Genomic DNA, 17,600 nt, shown 5'->3' with positions numbered 1-17,600 from the left:
TCTGTCACCCGTCAACTACGAAAACCGTTACAGTGCTACACTGTTGACCGCTGCATGAATCCCACCCAGTGTCCAAGATTCGGGGTTAAGGCCGCATGTCGCGGAGCCGGTGGGCCGACCAGGCGGTGGTGTGGGCGTCGAGGTCGGCGGCGATCTCGGCATCGACTGCCGCGGCATAGGGTTGCCCATCGACCAGTTCGGTGCGGGAGATGATCTTGACGATCAACTCGGCGGTGATCCGACCATCGCGCAGCCGCTGCGCCACCTGAGGCAGACGGTCGCGTAACGCGACCGCTTGATGCAGGAACTTTTCGGCCGCCCCCTGACTGATGCCCTGGCTCACCGCGATCCGGGCGGCGCAGTCAGCGAACCCGTCATGCAGCAACAGTGCATGAGCATCGTCTTCGCTACCGACCAGGCGGGTGTGGAGTTCAGCGGCGATCTGGTAGCGATGCCACGCCAGGAATGCCTCACCACGTACATCGGAGATCAGCGCGCCGAGCAGATCATTGGTGTCCCGCGAACCGACCTGCTCTGCCGGTAACCCTCCGGTGAACAACGCAGGCAACTCCGGCCACGGCGACGGGTCACCCCACCACGACGCGATCGACCAACCCGGACCCGACACGAGACACACACACCTTCCAGAGACAGCAACAGGGGCAGCGCGAGACCACAACCCACATATCTCTGAAAGAAACAGACCGCTCAAATCGCCGGCCCAATCTGGCTCACATCACTTCGTCGATCTCGCTGACACCAACCTACGACACCCCACCGACAAGTTTCTGAGCTCGCGATTTGCGCTCACCACCGGTTGCCACGTCCCGGCGATCCAATGAGGATCTCCCTCGGGTCCTGCTCGATCTCGCGCACCTCGAACGAGGAATCGATCTCCTCGCTGCTCAGGTCATCGACCAACGTGCCGGAGTTGTCGAAGCCAATGCGGTTCTTCGTTAGTGCGACCGTGAATACCCAGAGCGCCTCGGCCACGACAGTCTCGCGGACCGAGTCTTCGCACGTCACGCAAGTTTCGGCCTCGTCAGAGTCTGGGTCATCTTCGTGTGCGCTGCACGGTTCCCACTCCGTGCGGGAAACTGAGCCGGCGCTCCACAGGGACGCCTCGGTCGGTGGCCAATCCATCGAGTACCACTCCCCCGGTTCCAGCCCGTAGGTGTCGACTGCGTTGTCGAGCGCCGCTTTGCGGTCGGCTTCGGTCCACGCCACATCGGGCGGGACCGCGATGTCCTCGATGGGTTCGGCACCGTCGTAGTCCTCGGGGTTGCCGAGCCGGTCCAGTGCGTCGACATTCGCGGCGTCAGCCCGAGCCCGCCACACTTCGCTGTCGGCGAGCGGTCCGGCATCAATGACTGGTTGCTGCACCTCGGCGTCGAGATACGCCCAAACATTCTTGCGCTCATGGATGACACGGGTCGGGATCAGCGAGACGAGTTCACCGACTACCTGTTGCGTGGCTTCGTCATCGGCTGCTGAAGCTGCGCGTACGGCAGCAGTTCCGGACAGCCCACCCTCACGCGTGGCCATCACATTCCAGAGTTTGCCGGCCAGTGCATCTCGCCGTTTGACCAGCTCCGCAGCGTGAGCCCTCCTCGATTCAGCTGACTCGAGCTCAGGCAGCACTCCAAACGACCCCTGCAGCTGCTCGATCATGTGGGAGAAGCGCTGGAAATGCGTCCATTGGTTCGCCAAGTGAACCCATTCCTCAGACATCGGCACCTACCGGGCCGTTCTGTTCAGCGAACCGCGGAGCCATCATCTCCATCTGCTCGAACACAGTGGTGATGGCTGCCGGCTGCTTGTCCGGCGGATACTTGTACTTCACCAGCAGCCGCTTGATCGACGACCGCAGTTTCGCGCGCATGTCGTCGCGAACGGTCCATTCGTACTTCGTGTCCCGCTGCATGATGCCCACCAGTTCCCTCGCGATCTGCGCGAGGATCTCGTCGCCCTGCAACTCGACCGCCGAATCGTTCTCTGCCACGGCGTCATAGAAGGCGAGTTCGTCCTCCGACAGCGCGGGTGTGAAGCGCTGACCCCGATTACCCTCTGCAGCGACCTCTTTCGCCATAGCGATGAGCTCGGCGATCACCTCAGCAGACGTGATCTGCTGATTCATGTAGCGCTTCATCAGCTCAGTGATTCGTTCGGAGAAATCACGTTGACGGACGAGGTTGTTGCGTGTGGCTCGCGCGGATTCCTCGTTGAGGGTCGCGCGCAGCGCTTCGATGGCCAGGTGCGGGTTGGTCGCAGCCTTGGCCTTGGCCTCGAAATCTGGGCCGAGGTCCGATAGCGATGGCTTCGGCAGGCCCGCTGCGTCGTAGATGTCGACGATCTCCCCGCTCACGGTCGAGGTCGCGACCAGCTTCGACAACAGCCGCTTGATCTCCTCGGGAACCGGTCGCCCCTCGGCCTGACGGTCAGCGGCGTCGAACTTGCCCATCCATACTCGAACTTCTTCGTAGAACTGAACTGTCGGGCGCAATTCCTCCAGCGTCCACTTGCCCCCGGCGAGCGTCCAGGCCCTGGACAGGCTCCCCGCGAGCGTCCGAAAGCGAGCACCCAACGTCTCCTCGCCGTCGTCCACCTGGTTTCCGGCCGTCTCGGGCGATCTCAGGTAGTCGGTCAATCCGATCGCCGCTGTCATCCAGCCTCGATCGGACTCCTTCACCTTTGCGCGCCAGTCGTACCCGGAGCAGACGGAATCCAACTGGGCGAGGAGTTCACCGGTCAGCGCCACCGCCTCATCGATGTCGCGCCCGACCGGCTGCTCGGCCTGGTCGGTCTCGGTGTACTCGGCCAGGGCCTGCTGCAGGTTGTCGGCCAGCGGTGCGTACGCGACCAGGAGTCCCGACGGCTTGCCGCGGAAGGTGCGGTTGACCCGTGCGAGTGTCTGCATCAGGAGCGCGCCTTTGAGTGGGCGGTCCAGGTACAGGGTGTGTAGTGACGGGGCGTCGAAACCGGTCAGCATCATGTCCTTGACGATGACCAGTTGCAGCTCGTCTTCGGGGTCCTTGAGGCGCTTCTGGATGATCTTGTTCTGCGCATCACGCCGAACATGTTTGGCGATGAGCCCTTGGTCTTTCGCGCTGCCCGAATAGACGACCTTGATAACGCCCTTGTCGACGGCGTCGTCATGCCATTCGGGATGCAGTGCGACGATCTCCTCGTACAGGCGTGCTGCGATGTCGCGGGTGGCGGCGACGATGAACGCCTTTCCGCGCGTGGAGATGAAGCTCTCCATCGATTCAGAGCGTCCGTCCCAGTGCTCGACGATGTCGGCGGCCAGCGACTTGAGCCGTTCCGGTGCCCCATACACGGCGTTGATGACGGCCACGGACTTCTCGATCTGCGACCTTTCGGCGTCGTCGAGTCCTGTGGTTGCCTCATCGGCGGCCCGGTCGAGATCGTCCTCGGTGACGTCGTCGGCCAACCCGACCTTGATGAGACGCGGCTCGAAGTAGACGGGCACGGTGGCGCCGTCCTCGACCGCTCTCGTCAGGTCATAGATGTCGATGTAGGGACCGAAGACCTCGCGAGTGTTGCGCTCGGCGAATGAGATCGGCGTTCCGGTGAACGCGATGAGGGTTGCATTGGGTACCGCGTCGGCGAGATGCCGGGCATATCCGTCGAGATCGTCGTAGTGGCTGCGATGCGCCTCGTCGACGATGACGATGACGTTGCGTCGGTCAGTGAGGAGCGGGTGATCGGCCCCTGCCTCGCGTTCTTCCTTTGTGCGACTGAACTTCTGCAAGGTGGTGAAGTAGATGCCACCGGTGGTGCGATTCGCCAGTTCGTTGCGCAACTGCTCACGCTTCGTGACCTTGACCGGCGACTCGTCGAGAAGCTCGGACCGGTTGAACGTCTCGAACAACTGGCCGTCGAGTTCGCGACGGTCGGTGACGACGACCAATGTCGGGTTCTTGAGCTTCGGCTGCCGAGCCACGAGGTGTGCGTAGAGTTCCATTTCCATCGACTTGCCCGAGCCTTGGGTGTGCCAGACGACGCCGGCCTTGCCGGTGCTCTCGGCGGCGGCGACGGTATTGCCGACTGCCTTGGTGACCGCAAAGTATTGATGCGGCTTGGCGATCCGCTTGACGTAGCCGTCGGCGCCGGTGTCGAAGGCGGTGAAGTTGCGCTGCAACTGGAGGAATCGTTCCGGGTTGAACACTCCGTCGATCAGGTACTCGAGTTCGAGGCCCATCTTGTCCGGGTCGGTGGCGTGGCCGGTGGTGACTGGCTTGCCGTCATCGTCGACGTTCCACGGCGCGTAGTGCTCGAGCGGTGTGAACGGAGTGCCGTAGCGGGCGGTGATCCCATCGCTGATCACCGAGACCACCGCGAAGCGGAACACCATCGGGAACTCGCGGAGGTATGTCGTCAGCTGTGCGTGCGCGGACGCAAGATCGGCATTTTCCGAACCGGCTTGCTTCAGTTCGAAGAACGCCACAGGCAGGCCGTTGAGGTACAGCACCACATCGAAGCGCCGATGGTGCTCCGAGTTGCGGACCGTCACCTGCTGGACAGCAAGCAATTCATTGTCTTCGGGTCGCGTTCCGACGAGTCGGATGGTCGGGGTCTGCTCGAGTCCCTCGTGGTCGATGTAGGTGATGCCGCGGTATCCCTTGACCAGGTATTCGTGCAGCCGGTGATTCTCGGCGATCGCGTCCTGCGACTCGGGCGCCAGAACTGCTGCCCGCGCCTGCACCAGATACTCATACGGCACAGCAGGATTCAACTCGCGCATCTTCGCGAGCAAACGGTCGGGCAGGACGATGTCATCCCCTGCGGTTCGGCCGTCGATTCCGGGTGCGATGTCGGTACCGGTCAGCGGTCGCCATTCCTGGTCGCCCAGCCATTCCAGCGCCAGTGTTTCCCAGTCGGCTTCGGTGAAAGTGCTCATGTGGTATCCCCATTCGTGAGTCGATAGGTCTGGCGGCTGCTGTGCCGTTGCCCGATTCGTTGGACGCGGCCTGCGTCGATGAGTTTGGTGAGGCGGCGCAGCACTGCGCGGTAGTTCATGCCCAGCGCTGCCTCGATGGAACGCGCAGTGACGTGCCCCGCCGCGATGGCTTGTTCGACGGCATCGAGATCGGCAGCTATGCCCTCGGTGCCGGTGGCCGGCGTATCGCCAGAGCTTGCCGCGACGACTGTGTCTGCCATCGCGATTGCGCGGTCAGCCAATTGATAGCTTGCGTAGCGTTTCCCGCCTGTCGCGACCAACAGGTCGCGGTCGACCAGATCACGGAGCGCTGCACCGGCGGCAAGGCGGTCGACGCCCCACGCTTGAAGCATCGCGTTGGTGACCCTCCCCGTCACCCGCGCCATGGCCAAGGCCAGGTCCTGGGTGGAGGTCAGGTCGGCTTCGCCCAGATCGCTGATCCATTCGGTCACATCCACGCCCAGCAATGCATGCCCGGGCACCGTGACCCGCACATGCCCGGGGCTGACGTCGAAGCGCGCCGGGCTCATACCCGCCTGCCGTAGTGACCGCATCGCATTCGGCAGACCACTCCCCCGGTTCTCACCGATGGACTCGTTGCTGTGGGCATCGACGGGAATGTCTGCGAGCAGCTTTGCAAGCGCCGCATTGCGCGACGACGAACGCTGTTCCGATGTGCCCAGCGACCGAGCGGATACATCGCCGAAGAGTCCACCCGGGCTGTTGACGACCAGCCTGTCGAGGTACAGCTCGATCTGCACGTGCATACCTCGTGACGCCGGGCTGTAGTCCCGGTGCATGATCGCGTTGACGACGAGCTCCCGGATGACATCGAGCGGATAGTCGTAGCGGTCCTCCCGGTACAGGCCTTTGACCACCGCCGCCTTACGCATGTTGCGCCGCAACGTCTCCTCGACGGTGGCCACCATGTCGGGGATCGATCCGTCGGCGGTCACGTTGTCGAGGAACCGCACTCCGTCCGGCGCCTGGTCCCCGATCTGCGTCCCGGGCGACACCACCACCGCGACAAAGAGTTGCGGAAGGAACTGCTGCGGGTAGCTGCCCAACGAAATGACGCCGGCAAGTGTCGGCACATACTGCCCATCGACGCGGGTGAGCACGTTGAGTCGAGCCAGCGCCTCCTTGGTTTCCAGGAAGCGGAAGGTTCTGGGATGCCGGTCTCGCGCCCGCCGGATCAATCGGTCGACAACATCGGCGTCCAGGTCGTCCAGCGTGGCGTCGGTGATCGGTTCGAGGTCGTGCTTGGGCTGCGTGCGGTTGGCGAGCAGCTGCGCGACCTCGTACGCGGAGAGCAATCGATCACCGTCACCGCTACGGATGAAGGACCCCTGATGATGGCCACGCGTCTTGACGTAACACGGCTTGTCCACGGGGTCGATCTCATCGATGTCCGCTCGGACGACGAGTGCTCCCTCGAACTCCTCGATGTCGATTGCAGGCCGCAGCGGCGGCTCCATCTGGTCGGCGCAGGCGGTCGCCAGTGCGTCACGCGTCGCTTTGGCGTCGAAGCCTGGTGCCGGAGTGAATCCATCCGCCTCTGACAGCCCGAGAAGGAGGACACCGCCGTCTCCGTTAGCGAAGGCACTGAGTGACTCGACGACATCCTTAGGCAAGCCACCTGCCGCCGACTTGACCTCCACCTGGGCGAGGTCGGTCCCCAACCTGCGCAAGCGTGCGACGAGATCGACTGTGTTCATCTCACCTCCTCCGACTCTGACACTCTGACACGCGACTCTGACACTCTGACTTATTCGCTTGGACCTCGGCGTTAGACCAATCCACCTACCTCGTCCTCGGCGTCCTTGACCGTCACTTTGCCGGACATAAGGAGGGGGAGGAGTTGGTCGCGGGTGCGGGTGAGGACTTCGTTCTCTGCCGAGCACGTGTGTTGAAGCTCAACCAAGGCGCGCTGTTCAGCTCCGATACGACGCTGCGCGTCCTCATGCGGAACCGGAATAGCCAGTGATCCTATGTCTTTGAGATTCACATAGGGCGCCATGTCGGTCTTGTGCATGAGTAAAGCGAGCTGGCGCTGAATATCAGCGCTCAGAGACCACCCGACAACATATCCGTAGTTCAACGCAGAACCCTCGGGCACTCGCAAGTAGCAGCACTGGGGACTGTAGACCGCGCGGCCCACGGCTTCGGCGACAATCGCAACTCTCCCAACAGTGCCCTTCGTGGTGACCACAATATCGCCGGGGCATGCTGCTTTCTTTCCGATCTGAGACGCGAAGGTATCGGATACAAAGTCCGAACCTGACGACCGAACCAATGCATCCTTGACATCGGCCGCACGGATGATTCGAAAACCCGACATTGCGAGTTCGGATTTCTTGGTCCGGTATCCGTCGCCGAACTCGATGAGCCCCTTCGCGACCAGCTCTCCAAGTGACAGTGTCTTCGAGATAGCCGTTTCGGATGATCTCGCAAATGATGCGGAAGCCAGTCGCATTGCCGTATCAGCGACAAGGCGATTCGCCGCGATCTTGTCGTCAAGAGCGCCGAGGACATCGGCAATGGCTCGCTGGGTAGAACGCGGTGGTATCAGTACCGGTACGTGGGCGATGTAGTTGCGATTCAGCATCGGCTGCACACTTCCGGAGTCAAAGCCGCTTAGATCGGTCACCTCGAAAAGGTGGTACAGGAACCTCGGGCTATTGCCTTTGAAGTCCGCTGCATACAAGGTCGTGTTCAGCGGCCAGTAGTCGTCATCCGACCAGGTCGGCTGACCAAGATTGGTAGCGCGACCCACAACAAAGCCAGGGCCCTTCACGCGGCTCTCGCTATGCCATCCAGCCGTGACGCCCGCCGACAGCACCGGAATTGGGCCGCCGTTCCGATCTTGCGACGGCAGGTCGAATCCTCTTCGGAGCTCGACAACATCTTCGAGCCTGCGGAGCTTCCACTCAGCCATCAATCCGCTCCATCTGCATCCGCACAACCTTCTCGAACCGCGCCGACTCATCCAGCGCAGCAAACAGCTCCTTCTTCAACCGCGCGATCTTTTGTTCAACGGGCTCGCCGTCGTCCTCGACCTCTGCCGCACCGACGTACCGCCCTGGCGTCAGGGCGTAGCCCGCAGCCTTGATCTCTTCAAGAGTTGCTGACTTGCAGAACCCCGGAACATCCTCGTATTCGATGGCTTTCGCTGCGGCGGACGACGAGCCCCTCCACGCGTGGAAAGTGTCGCCGATTCTGACGATCTCCTCATCCGTCAGCGCCCGCTCGGCGCGGTCGACCATATAGCCCATCTCGCGGGCGTCGATGAACAACACCTCACCGCTGCGGTCGATAGAACCCTGCGGACCCTTCGTCTTGTCCTTGGCGAAGAACCACAGGCACACCGGAATACCGGTACTGCGAAACAGCTGTGTTGGCAGGGCGATCATGCACGACACCAGATCCGCATCGACGATCTCAGCTCGAATATCCCCTTCACCATTGCTGTTCGACGACATCGAGCCGTTGGCGAGCACAACACCCGCCTTGCCGCCGGGGGCAAGCTTGTACAGGATGTGTTGCAGCCAGGCGTAGTTGGCGTTGCGCGCCGGTGGGACGCCGAATCGCCAGCGTGGGTCTTCTTCGTTGCGCGACCAGTCTTTGATGTTGAACGGCGGGTTGGCCATCACGTAGTCCATCTGGAGGTCTGCGTGTTGGTCACGGGCGAAGGTGTCGCCCCATCGGGCGCCTAAGCCGTTGTTGTCGATGCCGTGGATGGCGAGGTTCATCTTGGCCATCCGCCAGGTCTCTTCGATGGCCTCCTGGCCATATACGGAGACCTGTTTGGGATCGCCATCGTGCTCGTAGATGAACTGTTCGGTCTGCACGAACATGCCACCCGAACCGCAGCACGGGTCGTAGACGCGGCCCTTCGTCGGCTCGAGGACTTCGACTATCACCCGCACCACGCTGCGCGGCGTGAAGAACTCGCCGCCCCGCTTTCCCTCGGCACGGGCGAAGTTGCCGAGGAAGTACTCGTACACCTCACCCATGAGGTCGCGCGCCTTGTGCTCACCCTGTCGACTGAACCGGGCGCTGTTGAACAGGTCGACGAGTTCGCCGAGACGGCGCTGGTCGATGTTGTCGCGGTTGTAGATTCGCGGGAGTGTGCCCGCCAATGACTTGTTGGCGGCTATCACGGCGTCCATCGCCTCGTCGATCAATTGCCCGATGTTCTTGTCGGGGCTGCCGTCGCCGGGCGTCAGGCCCTTGGCGTTGTCGGCCAGAAACGACCACCGCGCGATCGGCGGAACCACGAACACGCCTGCACCGTGATACTCGGTGGTGTCGTCGATGACCTCGTTGATCTGATCCTCGTCGAACCCGTCGGCAATCAACTCGCGTCGAATCTCTTCGCGCCGCTCGTCATACGCGTCGGACACGTACTTGAGGAAGACCAGGCCGAGGATCACGTCCTTGTACTGACTCGCCGATAGCGAGCCACGCAGCTTGTCGGCAGCCTTCCACAGTGTGTCTTTCAGTTCCTTCATCGTCGACGGAGCCGACGGCTCCGCCTTGCGCTTCGCAGCCATATGGTTTGGTTCCCTTCTCATCACTGTCGTCTACGTCGTAGCTGTGCTTGTTGTTGCCGTTATCCCGGCGGTGGTGGCGTCTGCGTCCAACGAGATCTCGCCCTCCGCGACACCATCGATCAGGGCGCCGGTCAACTCGACGGCGGCGGCCATCTTCTCCTCGACCGCGCTCCGGTACGCCGCCACCTCGGCCAATGCTGTCTCCAGTCGACTCGCGTCGTCGGGCGTGAACTCTGGTACGCGCCACGCCTTCCATTCACTGCCGGCAGCGCACCTGGTGTTGATGATCGCCGCGATGACGTGCGGCCCGAACGGCGCAGTGCGATTGATGCGCAGGATCTTCGCCGGCGCCGCAACCAATGATCCGCCCGTGGTGTCGATGACGGCGTGTGGAGCGGGCTTCTCTACGAAGACGATGTCGCCGGGATCGGTTCGGCGGGCACGGCGATAGCGCTGCGCGGCGTGGAAGGGCTCCAACCGAAACGGACGGTCGGGCAGCACGTCCACCGTGCCCTCCGGATCGGCGTCGGCAGGATCGATCCGATTCCCCGAGAGCACGGAGATCAATTTCTGTTCGGCCAATTCGGCCAGGGAGAACTGCTGCGTGCGAAACCGCCCCGATGAGGGCGCGATCAGAACGTCGACGGTTCGTACGGGTTCCGAAGTCTGCAATGTCGCGTGGTGAACGCGGTCGGCGTGTGTCTCCGCTGTCCGAGAATGCAGGCGCGGTGCCTGAGTTCCCTGCGGCACGACGGTGCCACTGGTCCTGATCCGAAGCAGTTCGCGTGATCGGGTGAACCGCGCTGCGCGGCGGACGTCCCGGTCGAGAGCTGCTGCCACGTCTGCGGCGAGGTCACCGAACTGGTCACGTCCAGTGATGTCGAGATCGGCGACATGCAGCAGATCGACGGCGGCGCCACCTCTGCAGATCCAGATGGCCTGACACTGTCGATGGGCTTCGCGCCACATGCCGCGAGGAAGACGGAGTGCAGCAACGACATTGCCGATCATGAGTGTCTCGGACCGGCGACGCTGAAGCGTTCCGGCGAGATGATCGGTCAGAGCGGCCGCCGACGCCACGATCACCCCGACGTCCCCGTCCTTCAGTTCGAGAAGTGTTGTGTCGACGGAGTCGAGGACAACTCCGACCTCAGCACCGAGAAGCGATGTGACCAAAACTGCCCGGCCTCGTGCGCTGCTGTCGGTCTCCACCTGGGCGATGGCAGCACGGCGCTTCAGCTCACGTGGGTCACCCACCCGGCCGTCGACCACGAGACGGGACGCAACATCAGAGACAGCAAGTGCAAGTCCCTGATCGCCTCCCGGGATGATCGGCACGTCATCCTGTCCGAGATGCATGACCGCGGCCTCGACGACACCGCGGATCAATGCCAATGCCTCAGAGGTCAAGTCCCGAACCGCGCGCGACCGTCCGAGCCGGCCACGCTCCAGGCGCTCGAGTGCGTCGGGTGTCCCCAGCGATGCATCAATGAGTTGATCGGCAAACGCCAAAGTGTCGCGATCCGCGTCAAATGCTCGCACTTCTCGGACGATCAACTCGTCGGTCGGGTCGACGGTCGTGGCCGCGGTGACAAGGTCGGCGTGTGTCGCGTCGGTTAGACCCACACCGGACAGGGCGTAGAGCGCCAACAGCAGCACGACGTCGTCGAACCGGACCCCCTCGGGGAGGGCGTATGCACCGACGTCGAGCTGCTGCTCCTCGCGGTTGCGGCCTCTCCCTGTGCGCTCCAACCACGCAACCACCTCGCCCTGATCGAAGTGATCCACGGTGTCCACGGTCGCGACGGGCGCCGGGAACGGGATCAACTCGCCACGTACCACCGGGCGTTTCCGCCACTGGCTGACGGCCGGCCGCGATACCCTCGCCAAGACCGCGATGTCCTGCATCGTCAGTGTGCTCACCGGTCGTTCACCTCCTCGTGGCGTCGTCGCGGGCAATACCGAGAACAGTATCGGGCGACGCCTCTCGATCAAGAGGATTCACTGTTAAATGGGCTTAACAGTGAATGCACTCGCGTCATCTCCGTCGCCCACTGACTCTGGTTGCAGGCAGCCGACCCCCGGCCGCCACGACCCCAGGAGGCCGACATGACCGATTCATCCCGCTCAGCACACTTCAATCCCTCGACCACGGCGGTGGTCATCGAGGACGTCACCGTGACCGACAAAGACGTCGTACGTGAGGCCCAGCGGTGGACCACCGGAGAACGGGGAGCAGTCGTCGACGACCCCACCACGTTGGCGGATGCCGATCTCGGTGAGTTCGTCGCCAAGGCGCTGACCGTCGGCGCCCACGCGCTCTCCGCGACCGGTCAGGCGCAGGAGTCCCGGGCCTTGGAGCGCATGATCGCCGAACTCGGCGACAAGGCCACGACGTCGACCGCAGAGGCGGCCGCACTCACCGACCGCAGCGTGAAGGCGGCGTCGGAAGCCGTGACCAAGGCGGCCGCCGATGCGCAGAAGGCGTTTCGCGAAGCCGACGAGGCAACGCGGAAGTCACTGACGGAGTCGATCGAGAAGATGCGCCGCGAAACCGAAGCGGAACTCAAGCGCCTGTTCGGCGGTACCGACCCGGAGGTGATCGACCGCTTCGCCCCACTCCTCGAACAGTTCGCCGCCAATCTGGACAAACGAGCCGCAGCAAACACCACCGAGCTTCTGACCAAGGCCGCCAAGCAGTTCGACCCGAACGATCCGGCATCGCCGATGGCCAAACACTCGGCCGAACTCACCAAACGCCAGGAGGCACTCACCGAACAGCTGACCGAGCAGCACACCGAGCTGACCGGCCGGCTCGACGAAGTGGTCACCGCGCTGAAGGTGGCCGAGGCGAAGGCGTCGGTGAGCAAGGTGGCGCCCATCAAGGGTGGAACCTACGAGACCGAGGTTCATGAGATTCTGCAGACCGTGGCGGCCGGGCTGGGCGACGAGTACTGCGAGACCGGAACCGTTGTCGGTGCGGTGGCACGATCCAAGAAGGGCGACGGAGTGCTGACCGTTGACGGTGGTGCTGCCCGCGTGGTCATCGAGGTGACCGATTCCAAGCGCGACGGGTGGGGCGCGTACCTCGACGAAGCCGAACGCAATCGCCAAGCCGAGGCGGCCGTCGGCCTGGTCCGCACGGTCGAGCAGAACTGTGGGGAGACGATTCGGGTGCTTGGGAAGCGCCGGATCGTGCTGGCCTTCGACCCGCTCACTGACGACCCCGATCTTCTCCGCACCGTGGTGATGTTGCTCCGTACATCGGCTCTCGCCGTCGCCAACCGGACCGGCGCACGCGAGATCGCCACCGCGGAGGAGAAGATCACCGACGCCGTCGAGGAGCTCGGCAGCATCGACGACATCAAGAAGACCGCCGGCACCATTGAGAAGAACGCCCAGAAGATCGAGAAGTCCTGCAGCACCATCTACTCGACCATCGATCGGCTGCTCGGTGAGGCCCTCGCCGCGCTGGCCGGAGCGGCCGACGACGACGCCGAGTCCGAGTCAGAACGCGGGGCAGCCTGATGGCCGACGGTCCGGCACATCTGCCTCCGGAGATGGCGCCGCCAGAGGTCGATTGCACTGTGTACAGCGGGTGGTATCCGCTACTCACCCGCCTGCACAGACAGCTGACGTCGGTCACCACCGACTTCACCTACGCTCAGATCAAGGAGAAGTACGGCACGCTGCGGTGCCACGTTGACTACGGCGAGTCTGTCGATGAGTTCACGCGGGGTGTCTGCGAGGTTCTGATCGGGGCATCGACCGACGAGTCGCGAACTGTCTGCGAGTTCTGCGGCAGACATGGTTCAACACGTGACGACCTCCCGCGCATCAAGACCATGTGCGCCGCGTGCTGCCGCCCACGTAAGCCGCACGACCATGCCGAGTGAGTTCAACGTTCCGAACACCGGAACGTTCACCTCACTCGCGAGTCAGGCCACGCCACCGCAGTGAGCTACCCGAACCACCGCTCCAGCACGCGGGCGACGCCGTCCTCGTTGTTTCCGACGGTGATCTCGTCGGCGGCGGCCAACGCCGCGGGGTGGCCGTGGCTCATCGCCACGCCGTGGCCGGCCCAGCTGAGCATCTCGACGTCGTTGGGCATGTCGCCGAAGGCGACGGTCGCCGACGAGTCCAGCTGCGCCAGTTCGACGATGTGCCGCAGCCCAGACGCCTTGTGCGTATCGGGCACCGCCAGCTCGACAAGCCCGTTGTCGGTCGAAAAGGTGATCTGCGCCAGCCCGTCGACAGTGTCCTTGAGTCGGGCAGCGATCTCGTCGCTACGCATATCCGGTTGGCGAACTAGCAGTTTCACTGCCGGTTCGGCATGCACCTCGTCGTCACCCACCTCGATATGGTCGGGATTGAGCCAGGCGTGACGGTATCCCGAGGTGGCTACAAAGGGCGGGGTGGCGGCGTCGTAGGCGGACCGTCCAGCACGTTCGGCGGCGATACCACACCCCGGTACCTGCCGATAAGCCTGCGCCACGAGCTTCTCCAGGACGTCGGGTGCCATTGTCGCGGCAGAGATCACGTGGTCGTGCTCGACGTCATAGAGGATGGCGCCGTTGGCGCACACCGCGTATCCCACATGTGCTGCGGTGCCCTCGAGTTGATCGGTGATCTCGGCGATCCACCTGGGCGGTCGGCCGGTGGCCAACACGAAGTCGACGCCGCGCTCGGCGGCGGCCGCCAAGACCTCGATCGTCCTGCGCGACACGCGATTCTCATCATCGATGAGGGTGCCGTCCACATCCGACGCGATCAGCGTGGGCGGACCGAAGGCCCCCGAATCCGGGGGTGCCGGGCTCACCGCTCACCTCGCGCCTTCTGCGCACGCGCCGCGGCCTTCGCCGCCGCCTCGGCGTCTTCGATCACCCGGGCCTGTTCCGGTGTCGGTGCCGAGCCGCCGAGTCGGGCGGGCACCCAGAACTCGCCTTGCGGATGCGGCCCGTAGGCGTCCTGCACCTTGTGCAACAATGTCGTCATCTCCTCTCGCAGCCCGGCAGTGGCCGCATGCGAGTCCTCGCCGGCGTCGACCCGCACCGGCTCGCCGTAGCTGACCGCAACCGGCAGTCGACTGCGGCCCATCTGTCGGGTGCCCGTCTCGGTTTTGGTCCATTGGCGCTGGGCACCCCAGACGATCGCCGGGACGATCGGCACACCCGCCTCCCCGGCCATGCGTACCGCGCCGGTCTTGAACTCCTTGAGTTCGAAACTGCGACTGATGGTCGACTCCGGGTAGACGGCGACCATCTCGCCGTCTGAGAGTTCGTCGACGGCGGCACGATAGGCGTCGGCACCGACCGACCGGTCCACCGGCACCGTCTTGGTGTGGTTGACCAGGAAACGCATGATCGCCACATCCATCACCTCGGACTTGATCATGAACCGGGTGCGCCGGCCGACCCGGTACAGCCCGAGCGCCAGCGGCAGGAAGTCGACATAGCTGGTGTGGTTGACGGCCAGCACTGCCCCACCGGCGCGCGGGATGTTCTGCAGACCCGAGAACCGCAGGTCCAGCCCCTGCGCTCGCACCAAGCCATTCGCGATGACCTCGAGCGTCCGGTAGACCGGTTCCATGTTGAGCCAGGGTAGTCGGGGGCGATCAGGAGGCCTCGCCGCCCGCCTCTCGCTCGGCGCGGCGGGCCGCTTTGGCCGCCTGTTCCTCGGCATCCATCCGGTTCGCCTCCTCGAGAGTGGGCGCCGACCCGCCCAGGCGCGCGGGCACCCAGTATTCGCCGGCGGGATGCTCACCGTAGGCGTCCTGCAGTTCGAGCAGCTTCTTGCCCATCACCTCGTGCAGCCGCGCGGTGATCTCGTCAGCGGTGCCCGCCGGTTCGATGGGTTCGGCGACGCCGATCATGATCTTGACGTTGCTGCGCCCGAGGTTCTTGGGGTGGCCCTTGGTCCACACCCGCTGCGCACCCCAGATCACCGTGGGGATGATCGGCGCCCCCGATTCCAGTGCCATGCGCGCGGCACCGGACTTGAAGTCCTTGAGCTCGAAGCTGCGGCTGATCGTCGCCTCCGGGTAGACACCCACGAGTTCGCCACGTTTGAGATAGTCCACGGCGTCGCGATAGCTCTGTGCGCCGCTGCCGCGATCGACCGGGATGTGTTTGAGCGCACGCATGATCGGACCGGAGACCTTGCTGTCGAACACCTCTTTCTTCGCCATGAACCGCACTTTGCGGCGGCCTTGCAGAAAGGCGGGGATGCCGGCATAGGTGAAGTCCATGTACCCGGTGTGGTTGATCGCGACCACGCCCGGGCCGTCGACGGGAACGTTCTCCACCCCCGACACCTTGAACTTCAGGCCCTCGGCCAGCCACAACAGGCGTGCGGTGGTGATCACAGCGTCGTAGACCGGTTCCATGCGTCGAGCTTAGGCCATGGGCGAGGCGCTACCCTGGGAGCCGATTTCGATCTCGGGCACCTACCCAGCGGCTCGAGTGCGAGGAGGCGAGAAGTTGCAGATCACCAGCGTGGGACATGCCGGTTTCCACATCCAGACCGCGGCCGGTTCGATCCTCTGCGACCCGTGGGTCAACCCTGCCTACTTCGCGTCGTGGGTACCGTTCCCCGACAACTCCGAGCTCGACTGGCGTTCACTCGGCGACTGTGACTACCTGTACGTCTCGCATCTGCATCGCGATCATTTCGACGAACGCAACCTGCGCGAGAACGTCAACAAGGACGCGACCGTGCTGCTGCCCGACTACCCGGTGCCCGATCTCAAGCGGGAGCTCGAGAAGCTCGGTTTCCACAGGTTCGTGGAGACCGAGGACTCGGTGAAGACGACGGTCAGCGGCCCCAAGGGGTCGCTGGATGTGATGATCATCGCGCTGCGCGCACCTGCCGACGGGCCCATCGGCGACAGCGGTCTGATCGTCTCCGACGGCGAGACCACCTGCTTCAACATGAACGACGCCCGGCCGATCGACCTCGATGTCATCTCCGAGGCGTTCGGCCACGTCGATGTGCACCTGCTGCAGTACTCGGGTGCGATCTGGTACCCGATGGTCTACGACATCCCGCGCAAGTCCAAGGCGAACTTCGCCGCGCAGAAGCGGCAGCGCGGCATGGATCGGGCCCGTTCCTACATCGAGCAGGTCGGCGCGAGCTGGGTGGTCCCGTCGGCCGGACCACCGATGTTCCTCGACGAGGACCTGTTCGGGCTCAACGACTTCGGGTCGGGAGTCGACGGCGCCGATGAGACGTCGATCTTCCCTGACCAGGAAACCTTCCTCGAGCAAATGCGTATCCACGGCACCGACGACGGCGAAAAGCACCGCGGCCTGATGATGGTGTCGGGTTCGGTCGCCGAGTTCGCCGGGTCGTCGCTGACCGAGGTCTCCCACCCGTATCCGCCGGGTGAGGTCTTCGGCGAGAACAAGCGTGCCTACCTGGAGAAGATGAAGGAGAAGTTCGCTCCGGTGATCGCGGCCGAGAAGGCCACCTGGGCACCGGCCGACGGTGATCCGTTGCTGCCGGCACTCAAGGAACTCTTCGAACCGATCATGGCGCAGTCCGACCTGATCTGCGACGGTATCGGGTATCCGGTGGGTCTCGTGATGGGTGACGAGGTCGTCGTGGTGGACTTCCCCAACCGCATCGTGCGCGAGCCGAAAGAGGGAGAAGGCAAGTACCGCTACGGCTTCCGGATCGCACCTGAACTGGTCCGGACCGTGCTGCGCGACGACGAACCGGACTGGGTCAACACCATCTTCCTCTCCACCCGGTTCACCACGTGGCGCATCGGCGGCTACAACGAGTACCTGTACACCTTCTTCAAGTGCCTGACCGACGAGCGGATCGCCTATGCCGACGGCTGGTTCGCCGAGGCCCATGACGACTCTGCCTCGATCGTCAAGGACGGCTGGGAGATGCAGCGCCGGTGCCCACACCTGAAGGCAGATCTGTCCAAGTTCGGCGTCATCGAGGGTGAGAAACTGACGTGCAATCTGCATGGCTGGCAATGGGATCTGACGTCGGGGCGCTGCCTCACCTCCAAGGGCCACGAACTGCGCGCCCAGCGCCTGGACTCCTGATGACCCACATATAGGCTGCGGGAC

Annotated in this window: 13 protein-coding genes; 3 read left to right on the top strand and 10 right to left on the bottom strand. The window is 63.8% G+C overall.

Translation table 11 applies throughout. The features are described from left to right. Window positions 1-85: 85 nt before the first annotated feature. The 7 genes from ACIGKQ_RS23825 to ACIGKQ_RS23795 all read right to left on the bottom strand — a co-directional run bounded on the left by ACIGKQ_RS23825 (window position 86) and on the right by ACIGKQ_RS23795 (window position 11,439). A complete protein-coding gene (locus ACIGKQ_RS23825) occupies window positions 86-628 on the bottom strand; it encodes a DUF222 domain-containing protein (RefSeq protein WP_396575095.1) in 543 nt (180 codons plus the stop codon). Window positions 629-807: 179 nt separating this feature from the next. Next, on the bottom strand, window positions 808-1,731 hold the full coding sequence (locus ACIGKQ_RS23820) for a hypothetical protein (protein WP_396575094.1): 924 nt from the start codon (window positions 1,729-1,731) through the stop codon (window positions 808-810). Further along, the gene (locus ACIGKQ_RS23815; protein WP_396575093.1) at window positions 1,724-4,921 is read right to left on the bottom strand and encodes a type I restriction endonuclease subunit R; all 3,198 of its coding nucleotides are present in this window, start codon (window positions 4,919-4,921) and stop codon (window positions 1,724-1,726) included. The genes ACIGKQ_RS23820 and ACIGKQ_RS23815 overlap by 8 nt, the downstream gene beginning before the upstream one ends. Further along, the gene (locus tag ACIGKQ_RS23810; protein ID WP_396575092.1) at window positions 4,918-6,678 is read right to left on the bottom strand and encodes an ATP-binding protein; all 1,761 of its coding nucleotides are present in this window, start codon (window positions 6,676-6,678) and stop codon (window positions 4,918-4,920) included. Before ACIGKQ_RS23810 ends, ACIGKQ_RS23815 begins: the two co-directional genes overlap by 4 nt. A 71-nt stretch (window positions 6,679-6,749) precedes the next feature. Further along, complete coding sequence (locus ACIGKQ_RS23805; RefSeq protein WP_396575091.1) at window positions 6,750-7,898, bottom strand: restriction endonuclease subunit S; 1,149 nt, start codon at window positions 7,896-7,898, stop codon at window positions 6,750-6,752. Continuing rightward, window positions 7,891-9,516, bottom strand: coding sequence for a type I restriction-modification system subunit M (locus tag ACIGKQ_RS23800; protein ID WP_396575090.1), 1,626 nt, complete (start codon window positions 9,514-9,516; stop codon window positions 7,891-7,893). The genes ACIGKQ_RS23805 and ACIGKQ_RS23800 overlap by 8 nt, the downstream gene beginning before the upstream one ends. Before the next feature lie 30 nt (window positions 9,517-9,546). Next, window positions 9,547-11,439, bottom strand: a complete 1,893-nt coding sequence (locus ACIGKQ_RS23795) for a hypothetical protein (RefSeq protein WP_396575089.1) — start codon at window positions 11,437-11,439, stop codon at window positions 9,547-9,549. Between the two features lie 186 nt (window positions 11,440-11,625). Here ACIGKQ_RS23795 and ACIGKQ_RS23790 point away from each other — a divergent pair, with 186 nt between their 5' ends. Both ACIGKQ_RS23790 and ACIGKQ_RS23785 read left to right on the top strand, forming a co-directional pair. Then, on the top strand, window positions 11,626-13,044 hold the full coding sequence (locus tag ACIGKQ_RS23790; protein ID WP_396575088.1) for a Fis family transcriptional regulator: 1,419 nt from the start codon (window positions 11,626-11,628) through the stop codon (window positions 13,042-13,044). Continuing rightward, entirely contained in the window at window positions 13,044-13,412 is a 369-nt protein-coding gene (locus tag ACIGKQ_RS23785) for a hypothetical protein (RefSeq protein ID WP_396575087.1), read from the top strand. Before ACIGKQ_RS23790 ends, ACIGKQ_RS23785 begins: the two co-directional genes overlap by 1 nt. Before the next feature lie 65 nt (window positions 13,413-13,477). Here ACIGKQ_RS23785 and ACIGKQ_RS23780 read toward each other — a convergent pair whose 3' ends face one another. From ACIGKQ_RS23780 to ACIGKQ_RS23770, 3 genes are read right to left on the bottom strand one after another with little or no spacing between them, the layout of a single operon-like run. Continuing rightward, complete coding sequence (locus ACIGKQ_RS23780) at window positions 13,478-14,335, bottom strand: HAD family hydrolase (protein WP_396575086.1); 858 nt, start codon at window positions 14,333-14,335, stop codon at window positions 13,478-13,480. Then, window positions 14,332-15,105 (bottom strand): lysophospholipid acyltransferase family protein, encoded by a 774-nt coding sequence (locus tag ACIGKQ_RS23775; RefSeq protein ID WP_396575085.1) that lies wholly within the window; start codon window positions 15,103-15,105, stop codon window positions 14,332-14,334. Before ACIGKQ_RS23775 ends, ACIGKQ_RS23780 begins: the two co-directional genes overlap by 4 nt. A gap of 25 nt (window positions 15,106-15,130) precedes the next feature. Beyond that, complete coding sequence (locus tag ACIGKQ_RS23770; protein ID WP_396575084.1) at window positions 15,131-15,901, bottom strand: lysophospholipid acyltransferase family protein; 771 nt, start codon at window positions 15,899-15,901, stop codon at window positions 15,131-15,133. 94 nt (window positions 15,902-15,995) lie between these two features. On the opposite strand from ACIGKQ_RS23770, the gene ACIGKQ_RS23765 reads away from it, so the two are divergent. Continuing rightward, entirely contained in the window at window positions 15,996-17,576 is a 1,581-nt protein-coding gene (locus tag ACIGKQ_RS23765) for a Rieske 2Fe-2S domain-containing protein (RefSeq protein WP_396575083.1), read from the top strand. The last annotated feature ends 24 nt before the right edge of the window (window positions 17,577-17,600 follow it).

The sequence above is a fragment of the Gordonia sp. NPDC062954 genome, assembly GCF_044543825.1.
Classification (GTDB): Bacteria; Actinomycetota; Actinomycetes; order Mycobacteriales; family Mycobacteriaceae; genus Gordonia; species Gordonia tangerina.
The sequence above is the reverse complement of the archived record's forward strand: the minus strand, read 5'-3'. Positions and strand labels throughout refer to the sequence as shown.

Excerpts from the sequence above, each read along its gene's own strand:
- ACIGKQ_RS23775 (WP_396575085.1), bottom strand. The coding sequence starts at position 15,105 with ATGGAACCGGTCTACCGGACGCTCGAGGTCATCGCGAATGGCTTGGTG.
- ACIGKQ_RS23785 (WP_396575087.1), top strand. The coding sequence starts at position 13,044 with ATGGCCGACGGTCCGGCACATCTGCCTCCGGAGATGGCGCCGCCAGAG.
- ACIGKQ_RS23805 (WP_396575091.1), bottom strand. The coding sequence starts at position 7,898 with ATGGCTGAGTGGAAGCTCCGCAGGCTCGAAGATGTTGTCGAGCTCCGA.
- ACIGKQ_RS23810 (WP_396575092.1), bottom strand. The coding sequence starts at position 6,678 with ATGAACACAGTCGATCTCGTCGCACGCTTGCGCAGGTTGGGGACCGAC.
- ACIGKQ_RS23800 (WP_396575090.1), bottom strand. The coding sequence starts at position 9,516 with ATGGCTGCGAAGCGCAAGGCGGAGCCGTCGGCTCCGTCGACGATGAAG.
- ACIGKQ_RS23815 (WP_396575093.1), bottom strand. The coding sequence starts at position 4,921 with ATGAGCACTTTCACCGAAGCCGACTGGGAAACACTGGCGCTGGAATGG.
- ACIGKQ_RS23770 (WP_396575084.1), bottom strand. The coding sequence starts at position 15,901 with ATGGAACCGGTCTACGACGCTGTGATCACCACCGCACGCCTGTTGTGG.
- ACIGKQ_RS23790 (WP_396575088.1), top strand. The coding sequence starts at position 11,626 with ATGACCGATTCATCCCGCTCAGCACACTTCAATCCCTCGACCACGGCG.
- ACIGKQ_RS23820 (WP_396575094.1), bottom strand. The coding sequence starts at position 1,731 with ATGTCTGAGGAATGGGTTCACTTGGCGAACCAATGGACGCATTTCCAG.